The following is a 17,962-nucleotide window of genomic DNA, read 5'->3' as shown; positions in this document are numbered from 1 at the left end:
CCGGAGGACCGTATGCACCCGTCCGAGCCTCGGGCAACAGCCATGTCCTGATCTGGACAGATCAGGACCGAGGCGTGAGAGCGAGCGCCCACAGGCGATCGGGAACAAGGCGGGAAATACGCATCAGGAGTGACATCTGCCACGGGAAGACGATCCGGGCGGACTGCCGCTCGATCCCGTCCGCGATCGCCCGTCCGGCCTGTTCCGCGGAGACGATGAACGGCATCGGGAAGGTGTTGTCCGAGGTCATCTCGGTCTCGACGAAACCGGGACAGACGGTGAGTACGTCGATGCCGTCCGGGCGGAGCCGTACTCGCAGCGCTTCGAGGAGATTGATCTGCGCGGCCTTCGTCGCGCCGTACGCCTCCGAGCCGGGCAGTCCTCGATACCCGGCGACCGAGGAGATACCGACGATCATGCCGGCCCGCTGCTTCTTCATCCGGGGGATCAGCTCGCCGAGGCAGTTCGCCATCCCGCTGAGATTCACCGCCAGGTGCTGGTCGAACGACTCGACGTCGAACTCGTCGCCCATCTGTTTCCAGTAGCCGGCGCTGAGGACGGCGATGTCGATCCCGCCCAGCTCGGCCGCGACCACGCCGGCCGCCTGCCGGACCTCGTCGGCGTCGGTGATGTCGCACGGCACCGCCGTCATCCATTCGCCGGCGACCTCCTTCAACGCGTCCGCCCGGCGCGCGGACACCGCGACCTGTGCACCCCTGAGGCACAGCTCGCGGGCCAGCGCCGCGCCGATGCCAGACGAGGCGCCGACGACCCAGACCCTGCGGCCAGTGAGATCCATAGCTACTTCCTCACCAATGCGAGTTGGGAAACATCCAGGTACCCCGCGCGGAAACCGGCCTCGGAGTACGCGAGGTAGAACTCCCACATCCGCCGGAAGACGGCGTCGAAGCCCAGGTTCGCGACTTCCGCGGCGTGCGCGGTGAAACGGTCCCGCCACAGCCGGAGGGTGTGGGCGTAGGCGGGCCCGAGGTCGCGGCGATGTGCGATCTCGAGCCCGCCGGCTGTCTCCGCGATCTGCTCGATCGCGGTCAACGAGGGGATCAGGCCGCCAGGGAAGATGTACTGATGGATCCAGCCCTGGGCGTGCCTGGTGGCGAGCAGCCGGTCGTGCGGCATGGTGATCGACTGCAGCGCGAACCGTCCGCCGGGAGCCAGGAGCCGGTCGATCGTCGCGAAGTACGTCGGCCAGTACTGCGCTCCGACGGCTTCGATCATCTCGACGCTGACGATCGCGTCGTACTGGCCGCGCACGTCCCGGTAGTCGCGCAGCTCGACCTCCGCGTTGACGCCGGCCTCGGCGATCCGTTTGCGGGCGAGGTCGCGTTGCTCGGCGGACAGGGTGACCGAGGTGACGGAGGCGCCGCGTTCGGCGGCCTGGATGGCGAGTTGACCCCAGCCGGTACCGATCTCCAGTACCCGGGTTCCTTCGCGGACCCCGGCGTAGTCGAGGATGCCGTCGATCTTGCGGCGTTGCGCCGTCTCGAGGTCTTCGTCGTGGGTCTCGAACCAGGCCGAGGAGTAGCTCATCGTCTCGTCGAGGAACGTCGCGAAGAGGTCGTTGGACAGGTCGTAGTGGCGGGCGATGTTCTGTTTCGCGCCGGCCCGGTCGTTGAGCTCCGTCGACGGCATCCGCTGCTCGATCAGTTTGCGGAAGCGTTGCAGGGTCGGCGGGACGAGGTCGGTGAGGTGGTTGGCGAAGACCGTCAGCAGGTCGGCCAGGTCGGTGCCGTCGGCGGGCCGCCAGTCGCCGGCCATGTAGGCCTCGCCGAAACCGATCTTGAGGTCAGCCCCGATCCGATGGAAAAAGGCGTCCGACACGATCTCCATGACCGGAGCACCGGCGCCCCCGGCTCCGAGCCGCTCTGGCCCGCCGGCCGCCCCGCGGGCTCCGGGCCGACCGCTCTTGGGGAGCAGGACAACCAGCGGGAGGTCGCGGACCGCTCTCCGCAGGATCAGCCGGGCAGCGGCAGCTCGGATCGGGCTGCGTGGGGTACGGGCGACGCGGGGCCAGCGTTCGGCGTCGACGAGGGGTAGGGAACTCATCGGACTCCCTCCGGTGGGATGTGGGGGTCGCGGTGGATTACTGGCAAGCGGCGGAGCCAGAGCGCGACACCATGCATTCGGATCAGCGCCCACACCTGATAGGTGACGAACGGTGTGAGCAAGGCCGCTTTCAGCACGGCTCGGCGGGTAGCGGGCCGGGGCTGGCCGGTGAAGGCGGCCGAGAAGACGCGACGCTCGTGCTGGACGAGGTCGATGGCTACGGAGACGTGGTCAGCGTCCAGGCGGAGCGTTACGTCGTACCGGCCGTCGACTGTGAAGAAGGGGGAGACGTAGAACTGCTTGGGGAGGGTGAAGCGGCCTGCGGCGTCCGGGCGTGCCAGCTGGGCGTGGCGCTCGCCGTAGGTGTTGTGGATCTCCAGCACTACGCAGCGCAGCTCTCCGGTCGAGCTGAGACACCAGAAGACACTCAGTGGATCGAAGACGAAGCCGAACGGGCTCCGGGCGTTGGCCAGCATCAGCACCCGGTCGTCCGGCCGCAGCTGGACGCCCTGTGCTGCGGTGAAGGTAGCGACGTTGTCCCGCAGAGATGGCCCCAAGCCGAGGTGGTCCTTGGCCGAGAAGCGCCGGCGGGGGAGCCGGTCGACATCTACCAGCCATTGGTACGTCCGATAGCGGAAGCGATGACGCAGGGGCACGCGGCGTGAGTGGCTCACATGTCCAGAGACGATTGCGGGCAACTGCGGACTACTCACCATGTAGCGCCTAGGCGTTCGGCTGCTTCTACTCCGGAGCGGCACCCGTCTTCGTGGAAGCCCCAGCCGAGGTGTGCTCCGGCGAAGGCGAGTCGGGGGCCGCCGGCGGCGCGTAGTGCGGGTGCTGCGGCTACTGACTCGGGAGTGAAGATGGGGTGGGCGTAGGTCATCTGGGCGATCACCTTGGTGGGGTCTACCCAGCCCTGCGGGTTCAGCGTGACCAGGTGCTCGTCGGGGCTCCGCAGGTCCTGCAGGCGGTTCATCCAGTAGCTGACCAGTACCTGTGGCTCGGCCGTCTCGCAGCTGCGCATGCGGTAGTTCCAGGAGGAGCGCGCATTCGTCGCGTGTGGCAGTACTGCGGTGTCGGTGTGCAGCCAGGTCGGGTTGACGGAGTAGTCGAAGGCGCCGAGCAGCGCCTTCTCCTCGGGGGTTGCGTCGCCGAGCAGGTCGAGTGCTGTGTCCGCATGCGTCGCGACGACGACGTGGTCGAACTCCTCGGACCGGTCGGTGACCACCTCGACGGCGTCGTCGTGGCGTAGTACGGCCCGGACCGGCGTCGACGTACGGACTGCTTGGAGTCTGCTGACGACTGCGTCGACGTAGGTGCGGGAGCCGCCGGTGACCGTGCGCCACTTGGGCGAGCCGCTGACCGCGAGCATGCCGTGGTGGTCGAGGAAGCGGAACAGGTAGTGCGCGGGGTACCGCTCGGCGTCGGCCGAGCCGGACGACCAGACACAGGACACCAGCGGTACGGCGAAGTGCTTCCTGAAGTAGGGCGAGAAGCGATGCGTGTGGAGGAACTCACCCCAGGTCAGCCCGTCGTCACCGGCCTCGATGACCGCCTTCGCCTCGCGATGGAAGCGCGGTACCTCGGTCAGCATCCGCAGGAAACGCGGATCGGCCGCGCGCCTGGGCTGGCTGAACAGGGCACGGGCGCCGCGACCACCGGCGTACTCGAGGCCGCAGCCGTCGCAGTGCACGCTCATGCTCATCTCGGTCGGCTGGGTCCTGATGCCGAGCTCGGCGAAGAGGCGGAGCAGGTTCGGGTAGGTGCGTTCGTTGTGCACGATGAAGCCGGTGTCAACCCGCAACAGGTTGCCGGCGGAATCCACCACGTCGTGCGTGTGCGCGTGGCCGCCGGGCCGGTCGCCGGCCTCGAAGACGGTCACGTCATGGGTCCTGCTCAGCAGGTGGGCCGCGGTCAGCCCGGAGACTCCCGAGCCCAGCACCGCGGCGGTCGGACGGTCGCCGCTCATACGAAAGCCTTTCCCGATGCATAAGTTCTGAACAAGTTCAGAACGCTTCGGGAGTACTTCGGAGCAGCGGCCGGAGCTGATCGGTCCGGAGATGAATCGCTTGAAATGTCTCAGATCGTGATTTGTCGTCTCACATCGCGAAACCAGAGCCCGTTGATGGACTTTGTCCGGTTTCATGGTGTGCATGCAGGTCACCGCCAACCGGCCAGCCGACGCGCTCACGCGCCGTCGGCACGTCGACCTGCTCCGCGTCGCCTCCGCGACCTGTTGACCTTCGGCGCTCTCTTCAGTGCACGGCTGACCCACTCCGGTCACGCCAGCTGCTTTCTGCCCAGCCCGCTCTGAACATCCCGCCCGCGACCCCTGCCGGTCGCCCGCACCCGAAGGTTTCTTCTGTGAGCATCACGAGCTTCCGTCCTGCCCGTGTTCTGGCCGCCTCGGCCGCCGTCCTCTCCCTGATCGCCGCCGTTGCCGGCTGCTCGCGCGCCGACGAGGGCAAGGCGGCCCCGGCTGCCGCGTCCGACAAGGGCGCCGCGACCGAGCTGCGGCTCGGCTACTTCCCGAACGTCACCCACGCGGCTGCCCTGGTCGGCCTCGGCAAGGGGCTGTTCACCAAGGAGCTCGGTAGCACCAAGCTCGTCCCGACCAAGTTCAACGCCGGCCCGGAGGCGGTCGGCGCGCTGCTCGGCGGCTCGCTGGACGCGTCGTTCATCGGCTCCGGCCCGGCCATCAACGCCTACGCGAAGTCGAACGGCGAAGCCGTCCGGCTGATCGCCGGTACGACGTCCAGTGGCGCGCAGCTGGTCGTCAAGCCGACGATCAGCAAGCCGGAGGACCTGGTCGGCAAGACCATCGTCACCCCGCAGCTGGGCAACACCCAGGACGTGTCGCTGAAGAAGTGGCTGGCCGAGAAGGACCTGACCAGCAAGGTCAAGGTCACCAACCTGGAGAACGCGGCCACCCTGGACGCCTTCAAGAAGGGCGACGTGGACGCCGCCTGGCTGCCGGAGCCCTGGTCGTCGCGACTCGTCCTCGACGCCGGCGCGAAGGTGCTGCTCGACGAGGCGTCGCTGTGGCCGGACGGCAAGTTCCCGACCACGGTGCTGATCGTCCGTACCCAGTTCCTGCAGGAGCACCCGGAGACCGTCCGGCAGCTGCTCGGCGGGCTGGTCGCCTCGATCGACTTCATCGACTCGGACAAGACCGCGGCCAAGGCCGAGGTCAACAAGCAACTGCTCGACCTGACCGGCAAGGCGCTCAAGCCGGCCGTGATCGACCGCGCGTTCGGCAACATCACCGCCACCGTGGACCCGATCGCCGCGCAGTTCCCGCAGCTCGCCAAGGACCAGGTCACGGCCGGAATCGCCAAGACGGCGCCGAACGTCTCCGGCTTCGCCGACCTCGGCCCGCTGAACGACGTACTCACCAAGGCCGGCAAGCCCACCGTCGACCCCGCCGGTCTCGACAAGAAGTAAGTGTCGCCCCGAAGTGCCCACAGTTCCGCAACGAGGAGGCAGACGATGACTGCGACAGTCGAAGCCAGCAGGACGGTCACCAGCGGCGCAGTACGGCCGGTGCGGTTCCACCAGGTCGGCAAGGCGTTCGGGCAGGGCCACAAGTCGGTGGTCGCGCTCGAGGGCGTCGACCTGGAGGTCGGGGCCGGTGAGTTCGTCTGCCTGCTCGGCGCGTCCGGCTGCGGCAAGACCACCCTGCTCAACCTCGTCGCGGGGCTCGACAAGCCGACCACCGGCCGGATCGAGCTGAGCTCGTCGCGGCCGGCGGTCGTGTTCCAGGAGGCGGCGCTGATGCCGTGGCTGACCGCGGCCGGCAACGTGGAGCTGCCGCTGCGGATGGCCGGCGTGTCGAAGTCCGCGCGTCGGGCGAAGGCTGCCGAGCTGCTGGAGCTGGTACGGCTCGGTGGGCTGGGTGACAAGCGTCCGCACGAGCTGTCGGGCGGTATGCGGCAGCGGGTCGCATTGGCTCGGGCATTGGCATCCACCTCGGACAACACCGGCGCGGCTTCGGCGAAGCCTTCGTTGCTGTTGATGGATGAGCCGTTCTCGGCGCTGGACGCGATCACCCGCGACGTACTGCAGGGGGAGTTGCTGCGGATCTGGCAGGCGACCGGTACGGCGATCCTGTTCGTCACGCATGACGTACGCGAGGCGGTGCGGCTCGGACAGCGCGTCGTACTGCTGTCCTCGCGGCCCGGACGGGTCGTCCGGGAATGGGATGTCGACGGGTTGTCGGGTCCGGGGGAGACCGGGGCCGTCGACGAGATCAACGGCGCTCTGCGAAAGGTGATCAGCAGTCATGCCGCAGCCTGACGTGCAGGACCGGTTGGAGCCGGGGTCGGTCGAGGCCGGCCTCGACGCGCTCGACACACCGGTCAACGCGCCGGACGGGAGTCTGCTGCGGCGGACGCTGTCGAAGGTGTGGCCGCCGGTCGCGGCGATCGTGCTGTTCGTGGTCGTCTGGCAGGTGTTGTGGGCGGCCGCCTTCTGGCCGGAGTACAAGCTGCCCGCACCGGCGGACGTGTGGTCGCAGGTCTGGCAACTGGTGACGTCGGGCGACATCATCGAGTTGTTCTGGGTGTCGGTGCACCGGGCGGTGATCGGGTTCGCGTTCTCGCTGTTGATCGCGGTGCCGCTCGGGCTGGCGATCGCGAACTTCAGCGTCGTACGCCGGGGGATCGGGCCCCTGGTGTCCGGGCTGCAGAGCCTGCCGTCGGTGGCTTGGGTGCCGGCTGCGGTTCTCTGGTTCGGGCTGAACGACCGGGCGATCTACTGGGTCGTGCTGCTCGGTGCTGTCCCCTCCATCGCCAACGGCTTGGTGTCCGGCCTCGACCAGGTACCGCCGATCCTGCCGCGCGTCGGCAAGGCGCTCGGCGCTGGTCGCTGGGGTGGCATCCGCTACATCCTGCTGCCGGCCGCGCTGCCCGGTTTCCTCGGCGGCCTCAAGCAGGGGTGGGCCTTCTCCTGGCGCTCGCTGATGGCGGCCGAACTGATCGCCACCTCACCAGACCTCGGCAAAGGCCTGGGCCAGTACCTGCACGACGGAATGTCCCTGTCGGACATCTCGATGGTCTTCGCCGGCATCTTCTTGATCTTCATCGTCGGTGTCGGCATCGAACTGCTCGTCTTCCGCCCGCTGGAGAACTCCGTCCTGCGCGCCCGCGGCCTGACCGGCGCCCACAACTGACCGCATCCCGTAACCGGAGGATCGGCGTCGACTGGCCGCACCGATCCTCCGGTGCCCGTACTGTTGGAGCGTGGTCCGATTTCTGCCGTTCCTGATCAGCCTGGTGCTGAGCGTCTATGCGCTCTTCTCCTGCATCCAGACACGCGACGAAGACGTCCCTTACCTGCCCAAGCTGGTCTGGATCGTCCTGATCGTCTTCGTGCCGTTCGTCGGCCCGATCGTCTGGCTCCTGATGTCCCGCACAGAGGCGGTCCGTCGCGAGCGGGCCGCGGTCCCGAAGGCGAGACCCAGCGGCCGGCCGGTGGCGCCCGACGACGACCCGGACTTCCTGGCGTCCCTGGACCGCTACCGGGATCCGAGGACCACGATCAAGCCGCCTGAGCCGGAACCGCAGGACAAGACCCCCGAAGACGAAGACCCCGAGACCGGCAAGCCTTAACTGGTCTTCTGTACTACGGGCGCGCTGCGCTCAGGCCCGCGGGCGATGACGTAGACGAACAGCACCGCCATGATGCCCGCGCCAACCCACATCGCCTGCTGCCAGCCGGTGACGAAGGACTCCTGGGCCGCCCGGATCAACGCCTCCGATCGGGCGCCATTCGCCACACCGCCCGCGTTGGTCGCACCGCTCGCGTTGGCTGCGGCGATCGCGTTGGCGATGCCGTCACGAGCAGCGCTGGCAGCACCGGCCGGGATGCCGTCCAGGCGGGAGTCGATGGCGGTGCGGTAGCCGGCGGACAGTACTGCTCCGAGCAGGGCGACGCCGAGCGCAGTACCGAACTCTCGAGTGACGTCGTTGAGGGCGGAGGCGACTCCTTGGCGTTCGCGGGGCAGGGCGCTGGTGATCGCTTCGGTGGAGGGGGTCATCGTGAGACCCATGCCGAGGCCCATCGCGAGCATGCCCGGTAGTACAGACAAGTAGCCCCCGTCGACGGAGACCAGGGCGGCCATCAGCGCGAGACCGGCGCCGGCGAGGGCGATACCGGCTGCCATCGTCGAGCGGCCGCCGATGCGCGCGGCCACGCGTGGAGCCAGGCCGGAGGCGACCATCATCAGGAGCGCCATCGGCATCATGGCCAGCGTGGAGCGAAGGCCTGACCAGCCGAGTACCGCTTGGAAGTACGGGAAGAGCACGACGAAGATCCCGGCCTGTACGCCGAACAGGGTGAGCAGCGAGACGGAGCCGCTCGCCAGGCCGCGCTGGCGGAACAGGCGGAGGTCGAGGAGTGGGGACTGCCGGCGCAGTTCCCAGGCGACGAAGGCGATCGCGGCGATGAGGCCGATGGCGAGGCTGACGACGGTGCTGGGGGCGGTCCAGCCGCGCTCTGGACCTTCGTGGAGGACGAAGATGAGGCCGATCACGGCGACCACGGAGGTGAGGGAGCCGGCTGCGTCGTACCGGTGGGTCGCTTGCTCGACCGAGTTCGGGATGGAGCGGAGCGTCATGGCGATGGCCGCGGCGACGAGGGCGGCGGGGAGTACGAAGAGCCAGCGCCAGGTTGCTACGTCGACCAGTACTGCGGACAGGTACATGCCTAGGAGGCCTCCGCCGCCGGCTACTCCGGTCCAGACCCCGATCGCTTTGGAGCGTTCCTCGTCCGGGAACGTCGAGGTGATGACGGCGAGGGTGACGGGCATGATCATCGCCGCGCCGATACCGATGAGGAGGCGGGCGGCGAGCATGACCTCGGTCGACGGGGCGAGGCCGGCGGCGATGCTCGCGACGCCGAACACGATCAGGCCGGCGAGCAGCATCGGCTTGCGGCCCAGCCTGTCGCCTAGTGCGCCGAGTGGGAGGAGGAGCGCGGCGAGGGTGATCGTGTAGAGGTTGATCATCCAGAGCACGGTGCTCTGCGAGGCGCCGAAGGCGACGGCCAGTTGGGGTTGGGCGACGTTGAGCCCGGAGACCGAGGCGATGACCGCCATCAGTGCGATACAGACGGCGATGAGGATTGCCCGGCGCTTGCGGGGGTCGTGGATGGTGGTGTCGGGGGCGTGGACGGGTAGCGCCTGGTTGGCGTTCATGACTTCCTTGGTTTGAGAGTTGCCTGTACTACGACGTCGCGGAGGCCTGCCTCACGGCCGGGGATCGTCCGGGTGTGTTCACCGGCGGCGAGGATCTCCCACTGCGCGTCGTCGAGCCCTGCCGTGATGTCCGCCAAGCTGACCGATGCCTCGGCCAGGAACTGCTCAGCACCCCCGTGCCCGTGGCTGGGGTCGGGGGCGTGACCGTGGCCGACCAGGAGGAGGGTGCCGCCGGGGGCTACCCAGGTGGAGAGGCGCTGGTAGAAGGCGAGCTGGGGGATTGTCGGGTGGGCGTAGTGGGTGGTCACCAGGTCGTACTGGGTGTCAGGGGTCCAGACGGTGAGGTCTGCTTCCAGCCAGTTGATCGGGAGTCCGGCCGCGCGGTTGATCGCCTTGTCGAGAGCGGTACGGGAGATGTCGGCCGCGGTGACCTGCCAGCCTTGGGAGGCGAGCCAGATCGCCTCGGCGCCTGCGCCGCAGCCGGCGTCGAGCGCTGTGCCGGGGGTGAGGGTGGTGGTTGCGTTGACCAGGTACGGGTTCGGTGGGTTGCGCTCCATGCCGGTGGTGGTGGGTTGCCAGTGCTGGTTCCAGTAGTCCTTGCCGAAGGTCATCGGCTGCTCCTTCGTGTCGTCGCCTGCCTTTCCGAGACTGGCTCGACGGATGAGCGATGGCAAACCTTGTTGCCGAATGGCAAAATGGCGAGATGAGCGACGACCCGATCGACCGCACTCTCAACGCCGTCGGCCCCCGGCTGAAGCAGCTCCGGCTCCGGCGCGACATCACGCTCGCCGACCTCTCGGAGCTCACCGGTATCTCCGTCAGCACGCTGTCCCGGCTGGAGGCAGGACTGCGGCGGCCGACGCTCGAGCAGCTACTCCCCCTGGCGAGCGCGTACGGCGCCACCCTCGACGAGCTGGTCGACGCGCCACCGACCGGCGATCCCCGGATCAACCTCCGCCCGATCGCATCCGGCGACGGGGCAACCATCCTGCCGCTCACCCGACGAGCGGGCGGCATCCAGGCGTACAAGTTCATCCGGCCGGCCGGCGACGACAACGCCGAGCCTGAGCTCCGGACGCACGAAGGCTACGACTGGGTCTACGTCCTCAACGGCACCCTGCGCGTCGTCCTGGGCGAGCACGACATGCTCCTCCAGGCAGGCGAGGCCGCGGAGTTCGACACCCGCACCCCGCACTGGTTCGGCTCGACGAGCGCCGGCCCGGTCGAATACCTGAGCCTGATCGGCAAACAAGGCGAACGAGCCCACATCCGGGCAGCCCCCAAACTCCCTTGACCCACTTCGCCATCTCGCCCGCCGCCCGGCTCGCGGTGCCATCGACGGGGGCGGGTGGACGGCCGCGCACGCATAAGTCCGCGCTCGGCTCCGTGGCACGGTGGGAACGGCGCTCGCCTCTGGACTTGGGTATGCGTGGCGGTCCGCGATGCAGCTGGCGCAGGCTTCGGCGCAGCGGTGCAGGCGTCGCTGGTCGGCTGGTGGCGTGGCTGCAATCGTTGCCAGGCAAGGGGGCCTGGGGCGAGGTGTAATCCGATCTTCAGCAGATGAGGCTGCTGGGGGATCGGGGGCCGGGTCCGGCGGCAGGGCCGGACCCGGGTGGGTCGGGGTGGTTCACCCGGCGGCCGTCAGGCGGACTTCCTGTGTTCGGCGAGTACTACGTTGTCCCGTTCGGATTCCGTGGTTCCACCCCAGACGCCGTACGGCTCTCCGACGGAGATGGCGTGCTGACGGCATTCGGGCTGGACCGGGCAGGTACCGCAGAGCGACTTGGCCACCATCTCGCGAGCGCGTTTGCGAACGCCACGCTCCGATTCGGGGGAGAAGAACAGCTCCGGGTTGACGTCGCGGCACGCAGACTGCGACTGCCAGTCCCACAGATCCATGAGCGGGCGGGGTAGGCGAGGCATCCCTCTCGACATGGCAACCTCCTATGACTCACCGTGAGCGCGGACGGGCGCTCGGTGAAAACTATGCTCAACTCATGCGCAGTTCAACCCTTGTTGTCGCGAAAGTCCGTCGAGTTGTTATCGACGAGCGCTGTTTTCCGCCGATTCAGGGCACCGAGCGGGCATCATGAACGCCGTGCCGACCAGCTCCGAGACCCTCACCGTCGGGGCCGCCGCGCGCCGGCTCGGGATCGCCGCGCCGACGCTGCGGAGCTGGGAACGCAGGTACGGATTGAGCCCAAGTGCCAGGTCAGCGGGCGGTCACCGGCGCTACAGCCCCGAGGATCTGGCCCGGCTGCGGGCGATGCTCCGGCTGATCGACCAGGGGGTTCCGACCGCCGAAGCGGCCGGCTCGGTTCGTGACCGGATCTACCTCGCCCAATCACCCACTGTGACATCCGCCACTTCTGTTGCCGAAGGCACCCGCGGGCGGTCACACGCAGTGCCGAAGCCACTGCCGGTACGCCGCTCAGCCCGGTCCCGCACCGACGGCCCGGGCAAGTTGGCCGACCTGTTCGAGCTGGCGAACGCCATGGACAGCGACCGGCTCACCCACGAGGTCGCCCGCAGCCTGGACAAGTCCGGGGCGGTCGAGGCCTGGACCAGCCGGCTCATGCCGCTACTGGTCGAGGTCGGCGACCAGTGGGAACGCACGGGTGCCTGCGTCGAGGTTGAGCACCTCGCGTCGGATGCGGTCGCCGGTGGGCTCAGGTACCACACCCGTCGGGCAGTCGAGCGCCTCAAGCCGGACGAGAGCGAGCGGGCCGTAGTACTCGCGTGTCTCGAGCGGGAGGACCATGCGCTACCCCTCCTCGCGGTGGCGGCTGCACTGGCTGAGCGCGGCATCAAGGTGCGGACCCTAGGCGCAGCGACCCCGGTCAGCTCGCTTTCGGACGCCGTACGCCGGATCCGCCCGGCCGCCGTCTTCATCTGGTCGAGTACGCCCGAGACGGCCGACGGGGACGCCCTGCGGACCCTGGCGCGCACCAGGCCGTCGTACCAGCTGGTGGTCGGTGGACCCGGCTGGCAGACGCTGGGGAAGCCGGACGGCTGGGTGAACTCCCTGGCCGAGGCCGTCGCGGCCCTGGTAGCGGCAGTGCGCCCCTAGCCCTCGTAGCTGAAGTACACGTGCCCGCCGTGCTCAACGCCGCGCTCACCGGTCAGCGCCCGGATGACCATGGCATGCGTGATCGCCAGCACCGGCCCGTCCGTGCTCGCCGTATGCCGGGCCAGAGCCTCCCGAGCCCGGGCTCGCACCACGGACAGTGGCTCCCAAGAACGGCGGATCCCCTCCGGCCACTCGCCGTCGTACTCGTCCAGCTCGGCCTCGGCCGCCCGGACGTCGGCAACCCCGCGCCAGGAGCCGGTGCTGTCCGGCAGCCAGTCGCGCAGGTCGTAGTCGACCCGTACGCCGAGAGCCAACCGGTGCCCGATGATCGCGGCACTGTGAAGCGCCCGGGTGAACGGGGAGCTGACCAGGTATGTGGCACCGATGCCACTCAGGAGGTCCGCGACCGCCTCGGCCTGCTTGGCCCCCTCTGGGGTCAGTGGAGCGGCGTCAGCGGCCATTCCGGGCCAGCCACGGCTATCCACCGGCGCATAGTCCGGCTGACCGTGCCGGACCAGGTAGATCTGGGTCACGGGAACCTTCTACCTCAGATGTCGGGCCCCCGCCCAGCCTCTGGCGCGGCTTGGCGGAAGCGCGGAAGGATCGGACAGTGAACTCGGCGGCCGCACGTTGTGCTGCCCCCCGAACAATTGCTCCAACTCGACGTCGGCCCGCTCGACCTCGGCCTCAGTTTCCAGCCAGCGGACCTCTGTCGCACCCTGATGGCCGTGCACAGCCAGCACCGACTCCAGGTCGGGCCAGACGGCCGTCGCCGGATTCGTACCCCGCCAACGGAGCGCGACCGACCCATCGGTGAACACACACCCCTCAGCGACCACGCCCGTCCCCGACACCCCACTGAGGTCGCGATAACGAACCAACTCGAAAGTCCGCGGCCTCACCGACACACCCCTTTGAGAATCCCTCAGAAAAGCCTCAACCTGTTGCGACCCTCAACGACGCACGCCCACCCCCGGTTACTCCCGCCGCATGAACACCCGCTCCGCCGGGTCCAGCCCCATCGCGGCTTCCTGCCGCTGAATCTCCACCAGCCCCGGCGTGAGCTCTGCCAACTCACGAAATCCCAGCCGCGCGTAGTACGGCCCGTTGAAGGCCACATTCCGGAACGTACTCAGCGTCAACGCCGGCAAACCCTGCTCGGCGGCCCAGCGCCCGACCTCGTCGATCAGCGACCGCCCGATGCCCTGCCGCCCATGCGCCGGATGAACGCTCACCTGCTCGATATGCGCACACCCGTCCACGAGCTTCACCAGCACGAAGCCAACCGCAAGGTCAGAAGCATCCGCGGCAGTCCAGGCCAGCCCGGCCCGCTGGTACGCCTCGAAGGCCTCGAGCGACGGTGGCGGATGATCGGCGACGTCGGCCATCCCGATCTCGCGGAACAGGACGCCGGCCGCCTTCTCGATCGAGCGCAGCAGCGGTAGTTCGTCCGCCCGGGCCAGGCGGATGGTGGTGTCGGTCATGGCCAGAGGCAACCATGGCCGGCCGGTCCAGGGCGAGGAGATTTTGGCGGGCTGGTTGCGGTGGGTGATATCGTCATCGACGTGAAGCGTTGCTATTGGCGATTTTTTGAGTGGCCGGCTGTGGTGCCGGGTAGCTCAGCTGATCGCTGACGCCTGATCAAGAACCAGCAGCCGGCTCTCGAGGCAAGGACACTCGTCCTTGCCTTTTCTCATTCCCAGCCGGCGCTGACCTCGGGACCACCCGCGGAGTACCGGCGGAAAGGTTCCCACCATGAACACCCAGCCCCAGGCCAGACCGATCTCCGAGGGCGCCGTCGTCGACCGGCGGATCGAGAAGACCGTCCCGTTGATCACCCCGCTCGCCCTGCACGAAGAGTTGCCGCTGACGCAACAACTGGCCGAGACGGTCGTGGCCGGACGCCAAGCGGTCACCGACGTCCTCAACGGAGATGACGACCGCCTGCTCGTTGTCGTCGGCCCCTGTTCCGTGCACGACGCGAAGGCCGCCCTCGAGTACGCCGAACGCCTCGCCCCGATCGCCGAGCGACTCTCCGACGGCCTGCTCGTGGTGATGCGCGTGTACTTCGAGAAGCCCCGCTCGACCCTCGGCTGGAAGGGCCTGATCAACGACCCCGGCCTCGACGGCTCCGGCGACGTGAACACCGGTCTGCGGACCGCCCGCGCGCTGCTGCTCGAAGTACTGGCCAAGGGCCTGCCGGTCGGTTGCGAGTTCCTCGACCCGATCACCCCGCAGTACATCGCGGACACCGTCGGCTGGGGCGCGATCGGCGCGCGGACCGTCGAGAGCCAGGTGCACCGGCAGCTGTCGTCCGGCCTGTCGATGCCGATCGGGATGAAGAACCGCCCCGACGGCAGCATCGCGACCGCCGTCGACGCGATCAAGGCCGCCGCTGTCCCGCACGTCTTCACCGGCATCGACCACGACGGCGCACCCGCGATCCTGCACACCCGCGGCAACCCCGACTGCCACCTCGTCCTCCGCGGCTCCGACGCCGGCCCGAACTACGACGCCGACTCGATCGCCGGCGCCACCGAGCTGCTGCGCAAGGGCGGCCTGGCCGAGCGCGTCGTCGTCGACGCCAGCCACGGCAACAGCCGCAAGGACCACCACCGGCAGCCGGTCGTCGCGGCCGAGATCGGCGGGCAGGTCGCCGACGGGAACCAGGCGATCGTCGGCGTGATGCTGGAGTCGTTCCTGGTCGAGGGACGGCAAGACCTCGACCCGACGAAGCCGCTCGTGTACGGACAGTCGATCACCGACGCGTGCATGAGCTGGGAGACCACCGAGACGGTGCTGGAGGGGCTGCGCGACGCCGCGATCAAGCGTCGTACGGGCGCGTGAACTTCTGAAGAAGGAACACTCCGGGGCATCCCCGGACGGCTAGGTCCTGACCTACTGTCCGGGGCATGACTGAGATTTCCCGCCGCACTGTTCTCGGCTCCGCGGCCGGTGGGGTAGCGCTCTCGCTGCTCCCGCCGTCGCTGCACGCGGCGATGGCGCAGCCCATCCGCCCCGGTGGCCTCGACGCCATCGAGCACGTGATCGTGCTGATGCAGGAGAACCGCTCCTTCGACCACTACTTCGGCATGCTGCGCGGCGTCCGCGGGTACGGCGACCGCCTGCCTCTGCGGCTGCGCAACGGCACGTCGGTGTTCCACCAGCCGGTCACCGGTGGCGGCGAGGTGCTGCCGTTCTCGATCCGCAAGGCGGCCGCCGACGCCGGCCGGAACCCGGACGACATCCAGTACCTCGGCGCGCTCGCGCACGGCTACACCGACGCGACCCAGGCCTGGGGCAACGGCTGGAACGACGACTGGGTGCAGGCCAAGACCGCCGCGACGATGACGCACTACGACCGGCGCGACATCCCGCTGCAGTACGAGCTGGCCGAGACCTTCACCATCCTCGACGCCTACCACTGCTCGGTGAACGGCTCCACCAACCCGAACCGCAACTACCTCTGGTCCGGTACGACCGGGTTCGAGCCCGGTACGACGCAACGCGCGGTCACCAACGCGGCGTACTCCTACGACCACAAGGGCTATGACTGGACGGCGTACCCGGAACGCCTGGAAGCGGCCGGCGTCTCCTGGCAGATCTACCAGGAGTGGGACAACTTCACCGACAACGCGGTCGAATACTTCAAGACGTTCAAGGAACTCGGCCACCGGCTCCTGGCCGACGTGCCGGGGTACCGCACCACCGAGGAGTTCTACGACAAGCTCTTCGAGAAGAACCCGGCCGAGCAGGCCGCCGCGCTTCAGTTGCTCAAGGACGCGGTGGCCAAGCAGTCCGCGGCTGACCAGAAGCTGTTCTACAAGGCGATGTACCGCAGCGAGCCCGAGTCGCTAGTACCGCGCGTACGCGCCGACATCAAGGCCGGCAAGCTGCCCGCCGTCAGCTGGCTGGTCCCGTCGGCGGTCGACTCCGAGCACCCCGGATCGTCGACGCCGGTCGGTAGCGCGAACCTCGTCTACGACCTGCTCGACGCGATCGCTTCGGACCCGGAGACCTGGTCCAAGACCGTGCTGCTGATCAACTTCGACGAGAACGACGGGTACTTCGACCACGTCCCACCGCCGGTCGCGCCGCGGCCCGCGTCGGGTGAGGGCGACGACTGGTACGCCGGCCGCCCGATCGGCCTCGGACCGCGCGTCCCGATGACGGTCATCTCGCCCTGGTCGGTCGGCGGCCACGTGAACTCGCAGGTGTCCGACCACACGTCGGTGATCCAGTTCCTCGAGAGGTGGACCGGCGTCAAGGAGCCGAACATCAGCTCGTGGCGGCGGACCGCGTGTGGCGATCTCACCTCGGCCTTCGACTTCAAGCGCTCGCACAAGCAGCCGACGACCGACGCGCCCGGTCCGGTACCGGCGCCGATCTCGCGCTGGAAGCCGACGCCTCCGGTCAACCAGGCGTTGCCGCTGCAGGAGCCTGGTCGTCGGCCGGCTCGCGCCTTGCCTTACCAGCCGGCGGCTTCCGGCTTCGTTGCCAAGGGCAAGTTGAAGCTGGCCCTGGGCAACGAAGGCGACCAGGCCGCCCACTTCGCGATCTACCCGTACGGCGGCGAGCTGCCCGCGCCGGCGCATGTCGACGTCGCGGGTGAGTTCGAGCAGGACATCGCGGTCAGCGGTCCGTACGAACTCGCCGTCCAGGGCCCGAACCGGTTCTGGGCCGAGCTGGCCGGTACCTCCGACGGGGCTGCGGCCGGCCTCGACGTACGGATCAGCATGTACCGCGGCGAACTGCACGTCGAGTTGCAGAACACCGGCACCAAGCCGCTCACCGTGAAGCTCAAGGCCCGTGGCTACGGCAGCCGGACGATCAACCAGGACGTCCGCGGCAAGCAGACCCGGTCGCTCACCTGGCCGACCGACCGGGGCTGGTACGACCTGGAAGTGACCACCGCCGAAGACGCCACCTTCCGTCGCCGGCTGAGCGGCCACGTGGAGACCGGCGCCCCGAGCATCACCGGCTGAGCGGCAGCCGGACTGCCGGAGGGAGTGGCGTCGCGGTCGGGCTTGCCTGGAAGGACTGCAGGATCAAAGCAGCGAACCGCCGCGACGCCGCCACCCTCAACTGCGGGGACTCCGCGCGGATGCCTTCGTTGGCCATCAACGCGAGGGCGACGTCCTCCAGGACAAGGTCTTCGCGCAGACTGCCGGCCTTCTTCGCCCGGCGGATCAGCTCGAGCAGCGTCTTCAGCGAGCGATCGCGTTCGGCGGCGAAGCCTTCGGTCCGCGGAAGCTGCGAGGTGAAAGCCCGCGCGAACCCACGATCGAGCGCATGCATCTCGAAGACCTTCTCGATCACATGGCTGAAGCCCTGCCACGGATCCTCGGCCGCCAGCCCCTCCTCGGCGATCGCCGAGCACATCTGCACCTGCTGCGCGAACGCCTCGGTCAGCAACTCTTCCTTGGTCCCGAAGTGCCGGTACACGGTCGCGACTCCGACCTCCGCCCGCCGGGCGATCTCCCGGATCGGTACGTCGAGACCGTCGGCGGCGAACGCCACCCGTGCCACCACCAGGATGCGATCGCGGTTGTCGCGGGCGTCCGAACGGAGCTTCGTTCCCACTTGTGGCGTCACCGCTCTCACTTTAGCCAACCGGACGGGGTGCTCCGTTA

Annotated in this window: 19 protein-coding genes; 9 read left to right on the top strand and 10 right to left on the bottom strand. The window is 68.6% G+C overall.

Going from position 1 to position 17,962, the window contains the following annotated elements; translation table 11 throughout:
* Window positions 1-61: 61 nt before the first annotated feature.
* From ABD768_RS35735 to ABD768_RS35720, 4 genes are read right to left on the bottom strand one after another with little or no spacing between them, the layout of a single operon-like run.
* Entirely contained in the window at window positions 62-799 is a 738-nt protein-coding gene (locus ABD768_RS35735) for an SDR family NAD(P)-dependent oxidoreductase (RefSeq protein WP_343981312.1), read from the bottom strand.
* A gap of 2 nt (window positions 800-801) precedes the next feature.
* Window positions 802-2,064, bottom strand: coding sequence for a class I SAM-dependent methyltransferase (locus tag ABD768_RS35730; protein ID WP_344848254.1), 1,263 nt, complete (start codon window positions 2,062-2,064; stop codon window positions 802-804).
* Window positions 2,061-2,720 (bottom strand): DUF1365 domain-containing protein, encoded by a 660-nt coding sequence (locus ABD768_RS35725; RefSeq protein ID WP_344848251.1) that lies wholly within the window; start codon window positions 2,718-2,720, stop codon window positions 2,061-2,063. Before ABD768_RS35725 ends, ABD768_RS35730 begins: the two co-directional genes overlap by 4 nt.
* A 53-nt stretch (window positions 2,721-2,773) precedes the next feature.
* Window positions 2,774-4,033 carry an NAD(P)/FAD-dependent oxidoreductase gene (locus ABD768_RS35720; protein ID WP_344848248.1) on the bottom strand — a complete coding sequence of 420 codons (1,260 nt, stop codon included), beginning with the start codon at window positions 4,031-4,033 and terminating at the stop codon, window positions 2,774-2,776.
* 175 nt (window positions 4,034-4,208) lie between these two features.
* Between ABD768_RS35720 and ABD768_RS43175 the strand changes: the two genes are divergently transcribed.
* From ABD768_RS43175 to ABD768_RS35700, 5 genes are all read left to right on the top strand, one after another.
* A complete protein-coding gene (locus tag ABD768_RS43175) occupies window positions 4,209-4,304 on the top strand; it encodes a putative leader peptide (RefSeq protein WP_363704822.1) in 96 nt (31 codons plus the stop codon).
* Between the two features lie 124 nt (window positions 4,305-4,428).
* Window positions 4,429-5,508 (top strand): ABC transporter substrate-binding protein, encoded by a 1,080-nt coding sequence (locus ABD768_RS35715; RefSeq protein WP_344848246.1) that lies wholly within the window; start codon window positions 4,429-4,431, stop codon window positions 5,506-5,508.
* Between the two features lie 45 nt (window positions 5,509-5,553).
* Window positions 5,554-6,360: an ABC transporter ATP-binding protein gene (locus ABD768_RS35710; RefSeq protein ID WP_343981296.1), complete on the top strand. Its 807-nt coding sequence runs from the start codon at window positions 5,554-5,556 to the stop codon at window positions 6,358-6,360.
* A complete protein-coding gene (locus tag ABD768_RS35705) occupies window positions 6,347-7,234 on the top strand; it encodes an ABC transporter permease (RefSeq protein ID WP_343981293.1) in 888 nt (295 codons plus the stop codon). Before ABD768_RS35710 ends, ABD768_RS35705 begins: the two co-directional genes overlap by 14 nt.
* Window positions 7,235-7,304: 70 nt before the next feature.
* Window positions 7,305-7,673 (top strand): PLD nuclease N-terminal domain-containing protein, encoded by a 369-nt coding sequence (locus ABD768_RS35700; protein WP_344848243.1) that lies wholly within the window; start codon window positions 7,305-7,307, stop codon window positions 7,671-7,673.
* Here the strand turns inward: ABD768_RS35700 and ABD768_RS35695 are convergent.
* Together ABD768_RS35695 and ABD768_RS35690 are read right to left on the bottom strand one after the other, a co-directional pair.
* Window positions 7,670-9,259, bottom strand: coding sequence for a DHA2 family efflux MFS transporter permease subunit (locus ABD768_RS35695; RefSeq protein WP_344848241.1), 1,590 nt, complete (start codon window positions 9,257-9,259; stop codon window positions 7,670-7,672). The genes ABD768_RS35700 and ABD768_RS35695 overlap by 4 nt on opposite strands.
* On the bottom strand, window positions 9,256-9,870 hold the full coding sequence (locus ABD768_RS35690) for a class I SAM-dependent methyltransferase (RefSeq protein ID WP_344848238.1): 615 nt from the start codon (window positions 9,868-9,870) through the stop codon (window positions 9,256-9,258). Before ABD768_RS35690 ends, ABD768_RS35695 begins: the two co-directional genes overlap by 4 nt.
* Before the next feature lie 92 nt (window positions 9,871-9,962).
* Between ABD768_RS35690 and ABD768_RS35685 the strand changes: the two genes are divergently transcribed.
* Window positions 9,963-10,553, top strand: a complete 591-nt coding sequence (locus tag ABD768_RS35685; RefSeq protein ID WP_343981281.1) for a helix-turn-helix domain-containing protein — start codon at window positions 9,963-9,965, stop codon at window positions 10,551-10,553.
* 347 nt (window positions 10,554-10,900) lie between these two features.
* On the opposite strand, the gene ABD768_RS35680 is transcribed toward ABD768_RS35685, so the two are convergent.
* Window positions 10,901-11,194, bottom strand: a complete 294-nt coding sequence (locus ABD768_RS35680; RefSeq protein ID WP_343981278.1) for a WhiB family transcriptional regulator — start codon at window positions 11,192-11,194, stop codon at window positions 10,901-10,903.
* A gap of 163 nt (window positions 11,195-11,357) precedes the next feature.
* On the opposite strand from ABD768_RS35680, the gene ABD768_RS35675 reads away from it, so the two are divergent.
* Window positions 11,358-12,329 (top strand): MerR family transcriptional regulator, encoded by a 972-nt coding sequence (locus ABD768_RS35675; protein WP_344848235.1) that lies wholly within the window; start codon window positions 11,358-11,360, stop codon window positions 12,327-12,329.
* On the opposite strand, the gene ABD768_RS35670 is transcribed toward ABD768_RS35675, so the two are convergent.
* A complete protein-coding gene (locus ABD768_RS35670) occupies window positions 12,326-12,862 on the bottom strand; it encodes a histidine phosphatase family protein (RefSeq protein ID WP_344848233.1) in 537 nt (178 codons plus the stop codon). The two genes, ABD768_RS35675 and ABD768_RS35670, sit on opposite strands and share 4 nt — an antisense overlap.
* A gap of 444 nt (window positions 12,863-13,306) precedes the next feature.
* On the bottom strand, window positions 13,307-13,813 hold the full coding sequence (locus ABD768_RS35665; RefSeq protein WP_344848231.1) for a GNAT family N-acetyltransferase: 507 nt from the start codon (window positions 13,811-13,813) through the stop codon (window positions 13,307-13,309).
* Window positions 13,814-14,084: 271 nt separating this feature from the next.
* Here ABD768_RS35665 and ABD768_RS35660 point away from each other — a divergent pair, with 271 nt between their 5' ends.
* The gene (locus tag ABD768_RS35660; protein WP_343981266.1) at window positions 14,085-15,176 is read left to right on the top strand and encodes a 3-deoxy-7-phosphoheptulonate synthase; all 1,092 of its coding nucleotides are present in this window, start codon (window positions 14,085-14,087) and stop codon (window positions 15,174-15,176) included.
* A 65-nt stretch (window positions 15,177-15,241) separates the two neighbouring features.
* The gene (locus ABD768_RS35655) at window positions 15,242-17,314 is read left to right on the top strand and encodes a phosphocholine-specific phospholipase C (protein ID WP_344848229.1); all 2,073 of its coding nucleotides are present in this window, start codon (window positions 15,242-15,244) and stop codon (window positions 17,312-17,314) included.
* Here the strand turns inward: ABD768_RS35655 and ABD768_RS35650 are convergent.
* Window positions 17,304-17,924 (bottom strand): TetR/AcrR family transcriptional regulator, encoded by a 621-nt coding sequence (locus tag ABD768_RS35650; protein ID WP_344848227.1) that lies wholly within the window; start codon window positions 17,922-17,924, stop codon window positions 17,304-17,306. The genes ABD768_RS35655 and ABD768_RS35650 overlap by 11 nt on opposite strands.
* Between the last annotated feature and the right edge of the window lie 38 nt (window positions 17,925-17,962).

Source organism: Kribbella ginsengisoli, assembly GCF_039537185.1.
Taxonomy (GTDB): Bacteria; Actinomycetota; Actinomycetes; order Propionibacteriales; family Kribbellaceae; genus Kribbella; species Kribbella koreensis.
Note: the sequence above shows the minus strand (reverse complement) of the source record. Positions and strands in the feature narration are given on the sequence as shown.

Bases quoted from the DNA above. Each gene is read 5' to 3' on its own strand.
- ABD768_RS35735 (WP_343981312.1), bottom strand. From the start codon at position 799: ATGGATCTCACTGGCCGCAGGGTCTGGGTCGTCGGCGCCTCGTCTGGC.
- ABD768_RS35730 (WP_344848254.1), bottom strand. From the start codon at position 2,064: ATGAGTTCCCTACCCCTCGTCGACGCCGAACGCTGGCCCCGCGTCGCC.
- ABD768_RS35720 (WP_344848248.1), bottom strand. From the start codon at position 4,033: ATGAGCGGCGACCGTCCGACCGCCGCGGTGCTGGGCTCGGGAGTCTCC.
- ABD768_RS43175 (WP_363704822.1), top strand. From the start codon at position 4,209: ATGGTGTGCATGCAGGTCACCGCCAACCGGCCAGCCGACGCGCTCACG.
- ABD768_RS35710 (WP_343981296.1), top strand. From the start codon at position 5,554: ATGACTGCGACAGTCGAAGCCAGCAGGACGGTCACCAGCGGCGCAGTA.
- ABD768_RS35705 (WP_343981293.1), top strand. From the start codon at position 6,347: ATGCCGCAGCCTGACGTGCAGGACCGGTTGGAGCCGGGGTCGGTCGAG.
- ABD768_RS35695 (WP_344848241.1), bottom strand. From the start codon at position 9,259: ATGAACGCCAACCAGGCGCTACCCGTCCACGCCCCCGACACCACCATC.
- ABD768_RS35690 (WP_344848238.1), bottom strand. From the start codon at position 9,870: ATGACCTTCGGCAAGGACTACTGGAACCAGCACTGGCAACCCACCACC.
- ABD768_RS35685 (WP_343981281.1), top strand. From the start codon at position 9,963: ATGAGCGACGACCCGATCGACCGCACTCTCAACGCCGTCGGCCCCCGG.
- ABD768_RS35680 (WP_343981278.1), bottom strand. From the start codon at position 11,194: ATGTCGAGAGGGATGCCTCGCCTACCCCGCCCGCTCATGGATCTGTGG.
- ABD768_RS35665 (WP_344848231.1), bottom strand. From the start codon at position 13,813: ATGACCGACACCACCATCCGCCTGGCCCGGGCGGACGAACTACCGCTG.
- ABD768_RS35660 (WP_343981266.1), top strand. From the start codon at position 14,085: ATGAACACCCAGCCCCAGGCCAGACCGATCTCCGAGGGCGCCGTCGTC.
- ABD768_RS35655 (WP_344848229.1), top strand. From the start codon at position 15,242: ATGACTGAGATTTCCCGCCGCACTGTTCTCGGCTCCGCGGCCGGTGGG.